This window comes from Spirillospora albida, from assembly GCF_000718255.1.
In the GTDB taxonomy this organism is placed as follows: domain Bacteria; phylum Actinomycetota; class Actinomycetes; order Streptosporangiales; family Streptosporangiaceae; genus Spirillospora; species Spirillospora albida.
Genome location: NZ_JOFJ01000008.1, coordinates 39,652 through 53,603 on the forward strand (window position 1 = coordinate 39,652; position 13,952 = coordinate 53,603).

A 13,952-nucleotide genomic window follows, 5' to 3' on the forward strand; every position below is an offset into this window, starting at 1 on the left:
AATGGGTGATGAAAATGGGGATCGAAACGACTCCTTCGGGTCAATTGGACATATCATGTCTTGCGGCCGGGACGGCGTCCGGGCAGGTGCGCATGATGCTGGAACTGAGGCTCGGCGAGTGGGGGCTCGCTCGCATCGCAGGCGACGTCCATCTCGTGGCGGGGGAATTGGTGGCCAACGCGGTGCGGGCCGCGCCGGACGGGGAGATCCGGGTGCGGTTCGTGCGCGAGGTGCGGAGCGTCTTCCTCGCCGTGTGGGACTCGTCCGACGGCCGGCCCGTCGTCAGGCCGGTAGCGGAGTTGAGCCTTGACGACATCGTGCCGGACGCTCGGGCGCTGGACCCTGGGCACGACGACGGGACGGGCGGCTGGGGTCTCCCGATCGTCCAGGCCCTGTCGCTCCGGTGCGGCGTGGAGCGGACGGCCCCGCACGGGAAGTGGGTGTGGTCGCGTATCGCCCTCTGACGGTGAAACGGGAGGTCACCGTCATAGCGGGTGGTGTGGCTGGAAGTGGTCTTGATGCGATGATCAGCTCGATAGGCTGTGATCGTGAGCACAAGCCCCATAGTGGTTCTGGTCGGTGTGAGGTCGGCAGGGGCTCGGGGGCTTCGTTGGGTCTTGCGAAGCGTGGTCGCGCACCTTCTGTTCGCGGGTGTGCTCGCCGGGGCCGTCGCCGTGCGGGTCGTCTCCCTGCGCGGATACCCGTCGATGCTGTGGGGCGGCGACTCCCACGGATACCTGGACGCGGCCGTGAAGTTCCGGCCGCATGTCGGACGGCCCAGCGGATACTCCGTCTTCCTCTGGGGGCTCGGGCCGTTCGAGAGCCTGGCCGTCGTGGCCGTCGTCCAGGCCGCGTTGGGGGTTGCCGCCGGGGTGCTCGTCTACGCGGTCGTCTGGCGGGCCGCGCGCGCCGCCTGGCCTCGGTGGGTGTGGGTGCCCGGGTTGATCGCCGCGCCCGCCTCCGTGCCGGTGCTGTATGACGGGAATCTGATCCAGGCCGAGCGCATGCTGCTCGCCGACAGCCTTTTCACGTTCTTGCTCGTCGCCGCCGTTGCCGTGGTGCTGTGGAGCCCGCAACTGCGATGGTGGACGGCGGCGCTTGCGGGGTTGCTGACGTCTTTCGCCGCTCTCACTCGGCTTGCCGGGTTGCCGTTCATCGGGCTCATCCTCGTCGTCCTGTTACTGCGGTGGTCGGGGTGGCGGCGGACGACCGCGTCGGTCGTGCTGGCCGGAGTCGCGTTCGCCGGGCCGTTCTTCGCCTACATGGCGTGGTTCCAGGAGCATTACGGGACGTTCGCCGTCAGCAAGGCGGGGAGCGTCTGGCTCTACGGGCGGACGGCCGCCTTCGCCGATTGCGCCAAGATCCAGCCGCCGCCCGAACTGCGGGTCATGTGCCCCGAACCGCCGGCCGACCGCCGGGTGGCGCCCGCGTTCGACACCCTGTGGGGGCCCGACTCGCCGTTCCAGGACGTCCCGGGCGGCATTTACGGCGAAGAGGGCAACGCCAAGGCGGGCGAGTTCGCCAACCTCGCCATCAAGAAGCAGTTCGGCGACTACCTCGACGTCGTCCTGAAAGACACCCTGCGGGCCTTCGACACGGGACGGGAGCCCTACCCGACGCCGTGGACGGCGGAGAACCTCCGCTTCCCGGAGGGAGAGACCTGGTCGGACGACCAGGAGCTGCTCACGGCCAGGTACGGCGGGGGACGGATGCGGGTCGTCGAGCCCCAAGCCGAATGGACGCGGAAATACCAGGAGCGCTGGTACACGCCCGGCCCCGCACTCGCGGTACTGCTGGGCACCGGACTCGTCGGTGTGCTGATCCGGGTACGCCGGTGGGGCGGAGCCGGGCTTCTGCCGTGGTGCGTGGGAACGGCGCTCATCGTCATTCCCGCCGCCTCCGCCGATTTCGACTACCGCTACGTGCCGCCCGCCATTCCGTTCGCCTGCCTCGCCGCCGCCCTCGCCCTCGTGCCGGGACGGCGCGAAGTCCAGGCCGCCGAATCCGCCTCGGTGCCGGACGAGGAGTCGGCCGCGCCGGCGGAGGGCGCGACCGAGGCGACGGACGGAGCGGACGAGGAGTTTGCCGCGCCGGCGGACGGAACGCCCGAGGCGACGGAAGGCGCGGACGAGGCAACGGAAGGCGCGTCCGAGGCCCGTGCGGACGAGGCCGAGGAACCGGACGTGACCGACGGCCCGCAGGAACCGGATGCCGAGACCGATGAGGCGCCCGCCTTGGACGGGACGTCAAAGGACTCCTAACGGGGCGGCAGCAGTTCCCGCACCCTCCGCCCCCACGTCACATGGGTCAGCGTGAGGCTCAGATTCCCGTGCACCGTGCGGTACGGGGCGATCCGCACATTCCCCCACACGCGTGACTGCGGAAGCCGGGCGGGGGCCGGGGCGCGAACGGTCACGACACCGTGGCCTGCGCCGATCTCGAAGGCCACGTCCCAGCGTCCGGCGTCGAGAGAGCGCAGGTCGAGTTCGCCTGAGACCCGCAGGTCATCGCCCCCGTGCGACACCGCGAGCGGGAAGGTGTGCGTGCTGCCCGAACCCCTCCGGGTCAGGACGGCGCACGCCGTCCACGTGCCGCCGGACGGATCGGCGCTCGGGAAGGACGCATGGAGGGAGAGAGTCCGCCGCCCGATCCAGTCGGCCTCCGTGACGGTCACAGCAGGGCGTCCGCCGCCGACCTCGATGGCGAGGCCGTCCCCTCGGGGTGCCCGGTACGGGGTGACGACGGGCCGCCCGCCGGCGATGCGGGCGAGACGGCAGGCGGGCAGGTCGATCGTGCGGTCGGAGGTGAGGCGCCGACGCACCGTCAGGGCGCCGGCGCGGACGGCCACGTTCGCGTCCCAGTGCCCGGACGCGAACGACGAGAAGTCGATCGACGCGGGCAGCGGCACCCGGTGCTCGTCGTCGCCGTCGCGGCGGCTCAGGACGAGCTCGGCCGTCTGCGCGTCGGCGGCGAGGCCGGGAATGGCGGCCTCCGCGTCGATCCGCAGGCGTCCCCCGTGCCAGGAAACGGCCGTGAGGTCGCTGCGGAGGTCGGGTAACCGGGGGAGCCGGTAGCGGTCGTCCGGTATGCGGCCCTCGCGGAAGCCGGGGTAGAGCGCGTGGACCCGGTCGCCCTCGACGGTGATCGGGATCTGCGAGCCGTCCAGCCCGAACGGGACGATCCGCTCCAGCTCGTCGTCCAGCCCGTGCAGGACGCAGTGCGCCAGCAGCCTGCCGCGCGCCCCGAAGTGCGCCTCGACCCCCGGCGTGAACCACGTCTTGAGCAGCGTGTGCGCCCCGGCGCGCGTGGCGGCCTTCTCGGCGGGCGACATCTCCGGATACGGGTGCCCGAGGCGCGAGAACACCTCGTACCGGAAGTGCCGGGCCAGCAGCCGGTCGCGCGCGGCGCCCGGCTCGGTGTGGTCGGCCACGAACCGCATCACGCGCTCGATGGCCGGGAAGTACGTCTCGGCGCGGGCGCCGCCGGTCTGCAGGACGCTCGTGCCGTCCTCGCGGTCCACCCAGTGGTAGCAGTCCTCGTCGGCGTACACCGAGATGCCGTCGGCGCCGAAGTAGGCGCGGGCGGTGAACAGCTGGTCCTCGTGGGAGGCGAGCCCGGCCTCGAAGCGCAGCGAGAGCCGCTCGATCAGGGAGCGGCGGAACAGCTTCAGCGGCGACAGCGTGCCGTACACGAACGGGTCGGCCGCGAGGACGTCGGTGCGGGCAACCGTCCGCGGGAAGTGCGGGACGCGGCGGCCGACGCCGGCGTACCTGCCGATCACCACGTCGGTGCCGTGCTCGTCGGCCATCGCGCACATCCGCTCCAGGGCGCGGGGCGCGAGGTGGTCGTCGGCGTCGAGGAAGAACACGTACTCGCCGCGCGCCCGGTCCAGTCCCACGTTGCGGGGCCCGCCGGGGCCGCCGGAGTTCGGCTGGTGGACGACCGTCAGGTTCGGGTGCGCGGCGGCCAGCCGGTCGAGTTCGGCGGCGCTGCCGTCGGTCGATCCGTCGTCCACCGCGATGACCTCGATGGACGCCGCCGGCAGCGACTGGCCGAAGACCGAGCCCAGGGCGCGTCCGATCCAGTTCCGGCAGTCGAACACGGGAACGATGACGGTGACGAGCGGACCCTCGGACGAAGGAGGTGTCTCGTCCGTCCGCCCGGGGAGAGGGGGCATGTGCGGGGATTCCTGTGTGTTCAACGGTGTCCGGTCACGGTTCGCGGCGCCGCGGACACGGAACGGGGCCGACCTGATAATTTACGGCATCCCAGGTCACCCGGGTCGCGCCATCGACTTGATCACTTATTTGCGTTCGCGGTGAACTTTTGGCGCGGGCCGGGCGTCCTTCCGTGAGAAACGCTCAGGGTCCCGCGGGTGTGGGACGACGTGTCGGGCGGCCATCGGGGGCTTCGCGCTCGGCCGTCCATCGGTGGGATTTGGAGACGCATGGCGACCCCTAAGGTCAGCGTCATCGTGCCCGTGCACAACTCGAAGGACACGCTCCGGCGGACGTTCGAGTCGGTGTTCGCGCAGACCCTGCCGCCCGAGCAGGTGGAGATCATCGCGGTGGACGACGGGTCCACCGACGGTGCGGGAGAGGAGCTCGACCGCCTCGCGGAGGGGCGGCCCGGGTTCCGGGTCGTGCACCAGGACGCGTCGGGCGGTCCCGGGCGTCCCCGCAACGTCGGCCTCGACCTCGCGAGCGGCGAGTACGTCTTCTTCCTCGACGCCGACGACCATCTCGCCCCCGAGGCGCTCGAGCGCTGCTGCGCGATGGCCGACGAGAACGGGACGGACGTCGTCGTCCCCAAGTACGTCGGCGTGGGCCGCGGGGTCAACCGGAAGCTCTTCGAGCGGACGGTCCCCTTCACCACGATCTTCGACGCGGTCCCGAACCTGTACGGCAGCATCACGGTCCTGAAGCTCTACCGGCGCTCCCTGCTGGAGCGGCACGGCATCCGGTTCCCGGAGGGCGTCCTGTCGGGGGAGGACCAGATCTTCGCGGTCCGGGCCTACTTCGAGGCCAAGGGCGTCTCGGTGCTCGCCGACTACGACTGCTACTACTGGGTCGCCCGCGAGGACGGGACGAGCGCCCTCCAGCAGGGCGGGGCGCCCGCGGCGGCCTACTTCCCGAAGATCAAGGAGCTGATGGCGTTCGTGGCGGAGCGCACGGCTCCGGGGCCGGTGCGGGACCGGCTGCTGCGGCGGCACTTCATGATCGAGGTGTTCTCCCGGTTCGACCCGCGCTACAAGGACTTCTCCGAGGAGGAGCGGCGCCTGACCCGGGAGGCGGCGCGGGAACTGCTGGACGAGTACGGGAATCCGGAGATCCTCGCGGTCCTGTCGCCGTACTCGCGGCTGATCGATTACGCGCTCCGGCACGGGATGGACGACCTGGCCGACAGGGCCGCGCTGGCCCACGCGGAAGGGCCGCCGGAGATCGTGGTGGACGGCGACGACGCGTACGCCGCCTACCCCGGTTTCCGTGAGGGCACCGTCCCGGACGAGGTCTTCCTGGTACGCGGGCCGCTGGACATGCGGCACGGCGTCACCGGCGTCGAATGGCGGGACGGCCTTCTCGTCGTCCACGGCTACGCGTTCGTCAACCGCCTCGCGGGCGACCGGCAGCAGGGGGAACTGGTCCTGCGGCGCCGGGAGGGGGGCGAGGAGGTCCGCGTCCCGTTCGAGAGCGGCGGGGAGAAGACCCTCACCGCCCGGATCGACTTCACCGGCCGCGCGCTCCCACCCGGCCGCTATGACGCCTATGCCGTGGTCACCGTCGACGGTCGCGCGCATGAGGGACGGCTCGTCCCCGACAGGAACGCCGGTCCCCTGCCCGGCGGGCGCGTCGCCCCCGTCGCCGAGGGCCTGCCGGTCATCACCCCCTACCTGACGAAGGGCAGCCGCGCGCTCGCGCTCCATGTCGGCGGGCTCGGCGGGCGCCACGGCCCCGCCTCGCCCGCGAAGATCGCCCTGGCGCGTCCCGGCCTGCTCAGGATCGATGCCGAGATCGGCGCCGTCCCGGTGGCGGCGACCGCGCGGGTGCTCCTGCGGCGGCGCGGGTCCGACGACGTCCGCGCCGCGGAGCTCGAGGTCGGCGCCGAGCCCGGACGCCTCGTGCTGGGCGGTGAGATCCCTGTGTCCGGCCTCAGGCGCGGCAAGTGGGACGTCCTCTACGAGATCACCGTGAACGGCGCGACGGGGGCGTTCAGGGCCGCGGTGGGCGAAGCGCCCGAAGAGGGCTTCGGGCGGCGAGGGCCGCGCCCCTTCCGGACGGTCGCCGGCAACCTCTCGTTCGAGATCGGGAGCGGCTCGGTCCGGCTCGTCCGCCGCTTCATGGGCCGCGGCGCCTGACCCCGGAAAACGAGAAGCCCCCGGGAGGTCCCGGGGGCTTCTGACGCGGAGGGGTCAGCCGGCGCTGCCGATCGTCGCCTCGGTCGGGGCGGGGTACTCGGCGGGGAGCCGGGACCGGTAGCCCTCGATCTTGGCGTCGAGCTTGGCGAGGTTGCGGCTGTAGTCGCGCGTGGACAGCCAGAACTTGTAGATGATGATGAACTCGAACGCCAGCATGCCGAGGGCGCTGAGCACCACCACCGGGATGATCGCGCCGGAGATGACCGCGGCGGCGACGGGGGCGACGATGAAGACGCCCATCTGGAACTCGATGCCGCTGATCAGGTGCGGGCGGATCCGGCCGGCCTTCAGGACGTTCCGGATGCGCGCGTACCAGGGGAACTTCTGGTTGAAGCCCTGCTGGAGCTCGACGTTCGGGTTGTCGCCGAGGACGCGGTCCTCCATGTCGGCCTCGGGGTCCTCGGCGAGCGCGCCCTCGACGGAGCGGATCTCGTCGAGCGCGGACGGCTCGCCCGTGAACGCGCGGGTCCGGTTCTCCAGGTCCTGCGCCTCGGCGCGGGCGGCGGCCAGCCTGGTGCGCATCTGCCCGCGGACCTTGTAGATCTCCAGCGCGTCCATGTAGCGGAGCATGTCCAGGAACACGACCGCGACGGCCGTCCAGACGTACGCGACGTTGTCGGTCGCGATGTACTGGCCGCCCATCAGGGCGATGGAGCAGGCCAGGACGCGGACGCGGTCGAAGATGTAGTCGAGCCACGCGCCGAACACCGAGCCGGTGCCCTTGAGACGGGCGATCTTGCCGTCCATGCAGTCGAGCGTGAACGACAGGTGGTACAGCAGGGCGCCGAGGAGCAGCCAGGGCCAGGACGCGACGGCGAAGCAGGCGCCGGCGGCGAGGCCGAGGATGAGGGCGCCCACGGTGAGCTGGTTCGGCGTGATCCTCGTCCGGTTCGCGGTGAACCGCACGAGCCGGGAGGCGAGCGGATCGACGAGCAGTACCGTCCACCATGCGTCACGCGCCTTGTACGTCCGTTGCCGAACGTCCTCGAGCGTGAAGTTCGCCATGGAGAGGGGTCCTTTCCACTGTGAAGCGAGGTCTCCCCCGTCGCGTCCCCGCGCGCACCTCAAGATCAGATTTTGGCGTCGTGACCCGGTCGTTCGGGGGGTGCCCCGGTATCCGCGCCGTTGGCCGAACACGGCCGTCCTAGATGGTATCGGCTGACAAGACCAGGAATTGCGGCTTCTTGTCGAGTCGTAGCCCCTACGTCCGGTTTAGACCCCGAAGGGGGGCGCCGGGTTCGGCCCGGCGCCCGGCCGGGTTCAGCCCAGCATGCGGTCGACGACCCGCGCCGCGGCGCCGCCGTCGTCCCACGCGCAGAACTTCCGCCGGAACGCCTCGTAGCGGGCCGCGTAGATCGGCACGGTGGCCTGCGCGACGCGGATCGCCTCGATCAGCTCGTCGGAGGTGTGGCACAGCGGCCCCGGCGCCTCGGCCTCCAGATCGAAGTAGAAGCCGCGGAGCTGGTCGCGGTAGCGCTCCAGGTCGTAGGTGAAGAACAGCTGGGGCCGCCCGGTCACCGCGAAGTCGAACATCACCGACGAGTAGTCGGTGATCATCACGTCGGCGATCAGGTACAGGTCGGCGATGTCGGGGTAGCGGGTGACGTCGATCGCGAACCCGCCGTCCGCGCCCTCCACGCCGCCGCCCAGGTTGAAGTGGCCCCGGACGAGCAGGACGTGGTCGTCGCCGAGGGCCTCGCGGGCCGCGGCGAGGTCGAGCTTCAGTTCCATCCGGTAGCCGCCCGCGCGGGCCTGGTCGTCCCGCCACGTCGGCGCGTACAGGACGACCTTCGCGCCCTCGGGGATGCCGAGCAGCCGCCGGACGCGGGTCGCGCGGCCGGCGTCGCCGCGGGCGAGCAGGTCGTTGCGCGGGTAGCCGGACTCCAGCAGCTCCCCGTCGTACCGGAACGCCCGCTGCATGATCGGTGAGCTGAACGGGTTGGGGGACACCAGGACGTCCCACTGGGCGACGTCGTCGCTGAACCGGCGGAGGTAGTCCTGCGCGTTCTTGAACTGGGGGCGCTCGATGTCGTAGCCGATGCGCTTCAGCGGCGTCCCGTGCCAGGTCTGGCAGTAGAACTGGCCCTCGCGCTTGGCGAACCACTCCGGCATCGGGTCGTTGCCGACGAGGTACTTCGCGCGGCCGAGCACCTCGAAGTGGTCGCGTCCGCCGTACAGGACGGTCCGGACGCCGTCGGGAGCCTGGAACTGGCCGTCCTTGGTGACCCAGACGTACTCCAGGTCGGGCCGGCGGCGCGCCATCTCCTCGTAGATCGCGCGGGGGCTGTCGGAGTACTGGCGTCCCCGGAAGCTCTCGAACAGCGCCATGTCCCGGAGGGGCCGCGACCGGAAGCCGGGGTAGTCGCGCAGCGCGAGCCGCTTCAGCCCGTAGACGCCGCGCTCCTCGTCGGCCTGGGCCGGACGCGACTCCAGGCGCAGCGCGTCCGCCTGGTAGGTGGCGAGCTTGAACTCGTGCAGGCCGACGACGCGGGGCGCGGGCAGCCCGGCGACGGACGAGCGGGCGATCGCGACGGCGATCTCGCCGTCGGCGGTGGGCGCGAAGAACCCCCAGTGGCCGGTGCCGAGCGGGAGCTCCTCGCCGAAGCGGGGGATCGCGGCGGGCGCGAGCTCGGCGGTGAAGCTCCCGTCGGTCCAGGTCGCGGGGAAGGGGTAGGTGTCGCCGCCGTTGCGGAGCCGGACGAGCAGGTGGTCGGGACGGTCGGCGCCCGCCATCTCGCCGGTGAGGACGAGCCGCCCGTCCGGCGTCCACTCCGCCTTCGTCACGGCGGGCCGGACGGGGCGCTCGACGATCCGCAGGTTGCCGAACTTCGTCCGGGTCACCACGAGTTCGTCGGTGCCGAGGCAGTGCCGCAGCTCGACGTCGTCGTGGATGGTGAGCCGGGTCGGCTTGCCATGCCCGGCGAGCTTCAGCGACACGTCCCAGTCGAGGCCCTCGGTGACCCAGGTGTGCAGGGTCGCGGCGGTCTCGCTGGCGTGCGAGACGAGCACGTCGACCGGCACGGCGGCCTCGAACGCGCCGTCGGAGCCGAGGGTGACGGGCAGCCGCGCCTCGGCCATGCCCTGCCGGCGGGCCAGCACCAGCTCGCCGGACGCGGCGGACGGGTCGGCGACGCGGCCGGACAGCACGAGGGTGGCCTGCCCGTCGGCGGTGTCGACACGGGCGCCGGTGACATGCGCGACGAGCTGCTTCACCTGGACGATGAACCGGTCGCCGGCCGTGGTGACCGGGCGGATCCAGACGTCCGGGGCGGCGCTGTGGGCGTTGGCCCAGCGGACGTCGCTGCGGCGGGGGCCGCGCAGCGGGCCGCTCAGCCGCAGGCCGCCCGGCGCGACGACCTCGGCGTGCAGCTCCCAGTTCGCCGACCGCAGCGCCTTGAGCAGCCGGTACTTGCTGGCCCGCATGAACCGGTAGCGGCTGACCCGCAGGTCGGCGGGGTCGATCTCGACGGTGAACCCGGACCAGTCGTAGTCGGCGGCGGCGCGGCGGGCGTCGGCGGACACGTCCGGGCGCCGGACGCGCTCGACGGGCAGCTCGATCGTGCCGTGGCGGGCGTGCTTGAGCCACACCCGGATCTGCGACGACTCGGCGTCGGTGCCCGCTTCGGTAATCTCGGGCATCGGGATCCGCGTGATGTAGGCGTGCCCCGAGACCGTGAGTCTTTCGCCGTGCCAGGACGCCTCGTCGGCGCGGCACTGGAGGGTCAGCTCGTCGGTGACGTCGTAGAGGTGGTCGGGGACGGCGCGCGACGCGTCCTGGAAGTAGGGGTAGTCGGCGTACCAGCGGTCGCCCTTGCGGACGACGTCGGCGGTGAAGATCCGCGCCTGCTGGTAGTTGATCATCTCCAGCAGCTCGTCGATCATGCCGTCGGCCAGGAAGTGGTACTTGAGCCGCTTCAGCGAGGTCAGCCCGCGCATGATCGACTCGTCGGCCTCGGCGACGACCTCGCCGGCCAGCGCGCGGAGCCGCTCCTGGTACTCGGGGCCGCCCTCGCCCGCCACGTCGATGTAGAGGGGCAGCTCGCCCGACAGCACCGAGGTCAGCTGCGCCCGCCACAGCTCGGGGGAGCGGTCGCGCAGGAACGCGGTGACGGCCTGCGTCGTCCGGACCCGGTCCTCCAGGTTGCCGGGCTCGGTGCGCCGCTGCGTGATCGACTGGGACTCGCCCTCGCGCTCGCGCCAGTAGTAGACGATGTCGGACAGGACGTCCACGGACTTCGCCAGGAAGTGCGCGGGGATCGTCACCGGCGCGTCCTCGTACAGGCCGGGCGGGAACGCGAACGCGTTGGCGTCGAAGAAGTCCTTGCGGAACACCTTGTTCCACGCGGTGCGGTCGCCGAGCAGGTCGTGCCGCCGCGTGATGTGCGTCTTCTTCTCGGTGACGAGGAACATCTCGGTGTGCATCGGGGAGTTGCGCGGCCCCGCCGAGGTCAGCCGCCGGACGCCCCCGCAGCACAGGTCGGAGCCCGTCTCCTCGAGCGTCCCCACCATCAGCTCGTAGGTGTAGCGGGGGACGATGTCGTCGGAGTCCAGGAACGCGATGTACCGGCCGGTGGCGTGGCGGGTGCCGGTGTTGCGGGCCGGGCCGAGGCCCTGGTTCTCCTGGGTGACGAGGCGGAAGCGCCCGTCGCGCTGGGCGAACTCCTTGGCGATCGCCGCGCTGCCGTCCGGCGAGCCGTCGTCGACCATGATCACTTCGATGTCGCGCAGCGTCTGCTGCTGCACCGACTCGAGGCAATCCGCGAGGTACTCCTCGACGTTGTAGAACGGTACGACGACGCTCAGCAGCGGTGACACATCTCTCCCACGGGCAGGGGTTCCCAGATTATCCGACCGGTCGAACCCGGCCGGGGCGAATCATGACGGTCTGTGAGCCCCGATCGGCGCCTCCGCGCGCGGCTCGCCGCCGGGGCCCGCCGGGGGCGCCGCCGCGCCGACGGCGCGGCCGGTGCCGCGGGGCCGGCGAAGGCCGGTGAACGCCCAGGTCATCTTGGGTTCGAGGGCCCAGCTCATGCACTTGACGACCGGTTTGGAGCACAGGAACGTCCCGACGACGGCCGCTCCCGCGATCACGACGAAGACGCCGGGGATCGTGTGCATCCAGCCGGCGCCCCACCAGTCGGTGAACTGGAGCAGCCGGGTGACGAAGCCGTGCAGCAGGTACGCGTACAGGGTCGTGGCGCCGAGCGCGGTGAACCACATCCTGCGGCGCGGGACGATCGCGAGGAACGCGGCGACCAGGACGATCGCCGCCGCGAACATCCCGAGCCGCATCAGCGTGCCGGTCACGTTGTCGACGGCGAACTCGCTGTGCGGGTGCTTCCAGTAGATCCAGCCGCGCGACATGCGGTCCCGGACGAGCCAGCCGCCCGCGAACCCGACGAGCAGCACGCCGATGCCGATGATCCGCGCGATCGGCTTCTTCAGCAGCTCGAAGTGGTCGGGCCGCAGGAGCAGGCCGAAGACGTAGAAGGGGAGCAGCCCGATGACCCGGTGGATGTTGAACGTGTTGCCGAGGTCGCTCATGTACGACAGCAGCGAGAACCCGAGGGCGACCGCGAGGGGCCAGCGGATCTGCTGCCAGACGGGCGTGGACAGCCGCCACATGAACAGCGCGCACAGGAACCACGTGAGGAAGTACGGCTTGAGGAGGCTGATCTCCAGGTCGTTGCGCCCGGCGAGCCAGTCGTAGAGCGAGTACGCGATCTCGAAGACGACGTACGGGACGCCCACGTTCGTGATCAGCTTGCGGGCCTTGCCGCCGGAGAACGTCCAGTTCCGCGAGAAGTAGCCGGTGACCACGATGAACAGCGGCATGTGGAACATGTAGATCGTCAGGTACAGGGCCCTGGCGATCGGGACGTCCAGCAGGTTCGCGATCGAGTGCCCGATGACGACGAGCAGGATCGCGAGGAACTTCGCGTTGTCGAAGAACGGGTCGCGCTCCCGGCGCGGCGCGGGCCCGGCCTCGGCGGGCGGGGCGGTCTCGGCCGCCCCGGCCTGACGCGGAATCTGTGCGGTGCCCCCCGGGGCCGGTCCGAGCGGGGGGTGCGATGCCTGGGGGGTGAGGTAGGTCAAGGCTGCTTGCAGATGTCGTCGTCCGCGCGGATCTCGCCCTGCTGCCTGGGGATGCCGCTCTTGATGCTCTTGAGCACGGTCCAGTCGCGGCCGACGACGAGGTCGACGACGCCGGGCGAGCCGCCGCTGGTGCGGGCGGCCGGCTGCGGCCGGCTCGGGATCATCCCGGCGAGCAGCTGCGCGCCCTGGTCGGCGCCCGTCGCGTACAGGACGCGGGTGGCGGCGGTCGCGGAGGCGTTCCCGCCGACGGTGACGTGGAAGCCCTGGGCCTCGAGGTCCTCGGCGACGCGGCGGGCCTGGCCGTCGATGCCGCTGGCGTTGAACACCCGGACCCGCACCTGGCTCGGGTCGATCTTGACGGCCGTGCGCTTGGGCGCCTCGGGGACCTTCGTGTCGTTGCGGACGGCGCGGAAGAACGGCTGCGCGGCGGAGGTCAGCGCGACCCGGTTCGGGTCGAGGGGGTCGGGCCCGGACGGGACGGTGATGAACCGCAGCTTGCCCGCCGACATGCCCTGCATGCCCTTGGCGATCTTCAGCATCGTCTGGGCGTCGAGGTCCTTGTCGGTGGTCAGCGACTTGGTGACCGCGTTCATCAGCGCCAGCATCTTGGACGGGTTGCTGAGCACGCCCGCGCTCATCGCCTTGTTGGCGAGGGCGCCCATGAACTTCTGCTGCCGCTTGATCCGGTCGGTGTCGGAGCCGTCGCCGAGGCCATAACGGTTGCGGACGTACGCGAGCGCCGTCTCGCCCTTGATCTCGTGCTTGCCCGCGCTGAGCCGGAGTTTCGACTTGGGGTCGTTGACGGCCTTCGGCAGGCACACCGGGACGCCGCCGACCGCGTTCGTGATCGACTTGAAGCCGTTGAAGTCGACCTGCATGAAGTGGTCGATGCGGATGTTCGAGATGGCCTCGATCGTCTTCATCACGCAGGCCGCGCCGCCGTCGGTGAACGTGGCGTTGATCTGCTTGCGGGACGAGGGCGGAACGGTCCCGCCGTTGCGGCTCTTGCAGGACGGCGTCGGGACCATCAGGTCGCGGGGCCAGCTGATGCCCATGGCCTGCCCGCCGCCGGGGGACAGGTGCAGCAGGATCATGGTGTCCGAGCGCGGCGGCTCGTCCTTCATGCTGCGGCCGTACTTGGCGTTGCCGCCGGCGCGGGTGTCGGAGCCGAGCAGCAGGATGTTCATCGCGCTGTTGAGCTTCTCGGGCCGGTTCGGGCCGAGCGCGGCGGTGATGTCCTCGTGGCCCATGTTCCCGAACGCCTTGCGGTACAGGCCGTAGGCGGTGAGGGATCCGGCGACCATGACCGCGGACAGCCCGATGCAGATCCAGCCGAGAATGCGCCAGCCACGCCGACGCGGCGCCGGCGGATCGGCGTCGTCGACGTACTCCATGTACATCGGGTTGCTGTTCATCGGCTCCGTTGTCCGGGGGCTGTCCC

The 13,952-nt window shown here is 71.2% G+C and carries 8 protein-coding genes; 3 read left to right on the forward strand and 5 right to left on the reverse strand.

Annotated elements, in window-relative coordinates:
- Window positions 1-92: 92 nt before the first annotated feature.
- Together IE99_RS0112870 and IE99_RS0112875 are read left to right on the forward strand one after the other, a co-directional pair.
- Entirely contained in the window at window positions 93-464 is a 372-nt protein-coding gene (locus tag IE99_RS0112870) for an ATP-binding protein (RefSeq protein WP_169744419.1), read from the forward strand.
- Window positions 465-626: 162 nt separating this feature from the next.
- Window positions 627-2,261, forward strand: coding sequence for an eL24 family ribosomal protein (locus IE99_RS0112875; RefSeq protein WP_051712448.1), 1,635 nt, complete (start codon window positions 627-629; stop codon window positions 2,259-2,261).
- Here the strand turns inward: IE99_RS0112875 and IE99_RS30240 are convergent.
- Complete coding sequence (locus IE99_RS30240) at window positions 2,258-4,177, reverse strand: glycosyltransferase family A protein (RefSeq protein WP_051712449.1); 1,920 nt, start codon at window positions 4,175-4,177, stop codon at window positions 2,258-2,260. The genes IE99_RS0112875 and IE99_RS30240 overlap by 4 nt on opposite strands.
- A 270-nt stretch (window positions 4,178-4,447) precedes the next feature.
- On the opposite strand from IE99_RS30240, the gene IE99_RS30245 reads away from it, so the two are divergent.
- Entirely contained in the window at window positions 4,448-6,355 is a 1,908-nt protein-coding gene (locus IE99_RS30245; RefSeq protein WP_051712450.1) for a glycosyltransferase family 2 protein, read from the forward strand.
- A gap of 54 nt (window positions 6,356-6,409) precedes the next feature.
- On the opposite strand, the gene IE99_RS0112890 is transcribed toward IE99_RS30245, so the two are convergent.
- From IE99_RS0112890 to IE99_RS0112905, 4 genes are all read right to left on the reverse strand, one after another.
- Window positions 6,410-7,420: a CDP-alcohol phosphatidyltransferase family protein gene (locus tag IE99_RS0112890; protein ID WP_030168859.1), complete on the reverse strand. Its 1,011-nt coding sequence runs from the start codon at window positions 7,418-7,420 to the stop codon at window positions 6,410-6,412.
- 255 nt (window positions 7,421-7,675) lie between these two features.
- The gene (locus IE99_RS33405; protein ID WP_030168864.1) at window positions 7,676-11,230 is read right to left on the reverse strand and encodes a bifunctional glycosyltransferase/CDP-glycerol:glycerophosphate glycerophosphotransferase; all 3,555 of its coding nucleotides are present in this window, start codon (window positions 11,228-11,230) and stop codon (window positions 7,676-7,678) included.
- Between the two features lie 60 nt (window positions 11,231-11,290).
- A complete protein-coding gene (locus IE99_RS0112900; RefSeq protein WP_051712451.1) occupies window positions 11,291-12,511 on the reverse strand; it encodes an acyltransferase family protein in 1,221 nt (406 codons plus the stop codon).
- The gene (locus tag IE99_RS0112905; RefSeq protein ID WP_030168870.1) at window positions 12,508-13,926 is read right to left on the reverse strand and encodes an LCP family protein; all 1,419 of its coding nucleotides are present in this window, start codon (window positions 13,924-13,926) and stop codon (window positions 12,508-12,510) included. Before IE99_RS0112905 ends, IE99_RS0112900 begins: the two co-directional genes overlap by 4 nt.
- Window positions 13,927-13,952 lie beyond the last annotated feature (26 nt).

Coding starts and splice junctions, on each gene's coding strand:
- IE99_RS0112870 (WP_169744419.1), top strand. CDS start 93: ATGATGCTGGAACTGAGGCTCGGCGAGTGGGGGCTCGCTCGCATCGCA.
- IE99_RS30240 (WP_051712449.1), bottom strand. CDS start 4,177: ATGCCCCCTCTCCCCGGGCGGACGGACGAGACACCTCCTTCGTCCGAG.
- IE99_RS30245 (WP_051712450.1), top strand. CDS start 4,448: ATGGCGACCCCTAAGGTCAGCGTCATCGTGCCCGTGCACAACTCGAAG.
- IE99_RS0112890 (WP_030168859.1), bottom strand. CDS start 7,420: ATGGCGAACTTCACGCTCGAGGACGTTCGGCAACGGACGTACAAGGCG.
- IE99_RS0112905 (WP_030168870.1), bottom strand. CDS start 13,926: ATGAACAGCAACCCGATGTACATGGAGTACGTCGACGACGCCGATCCG.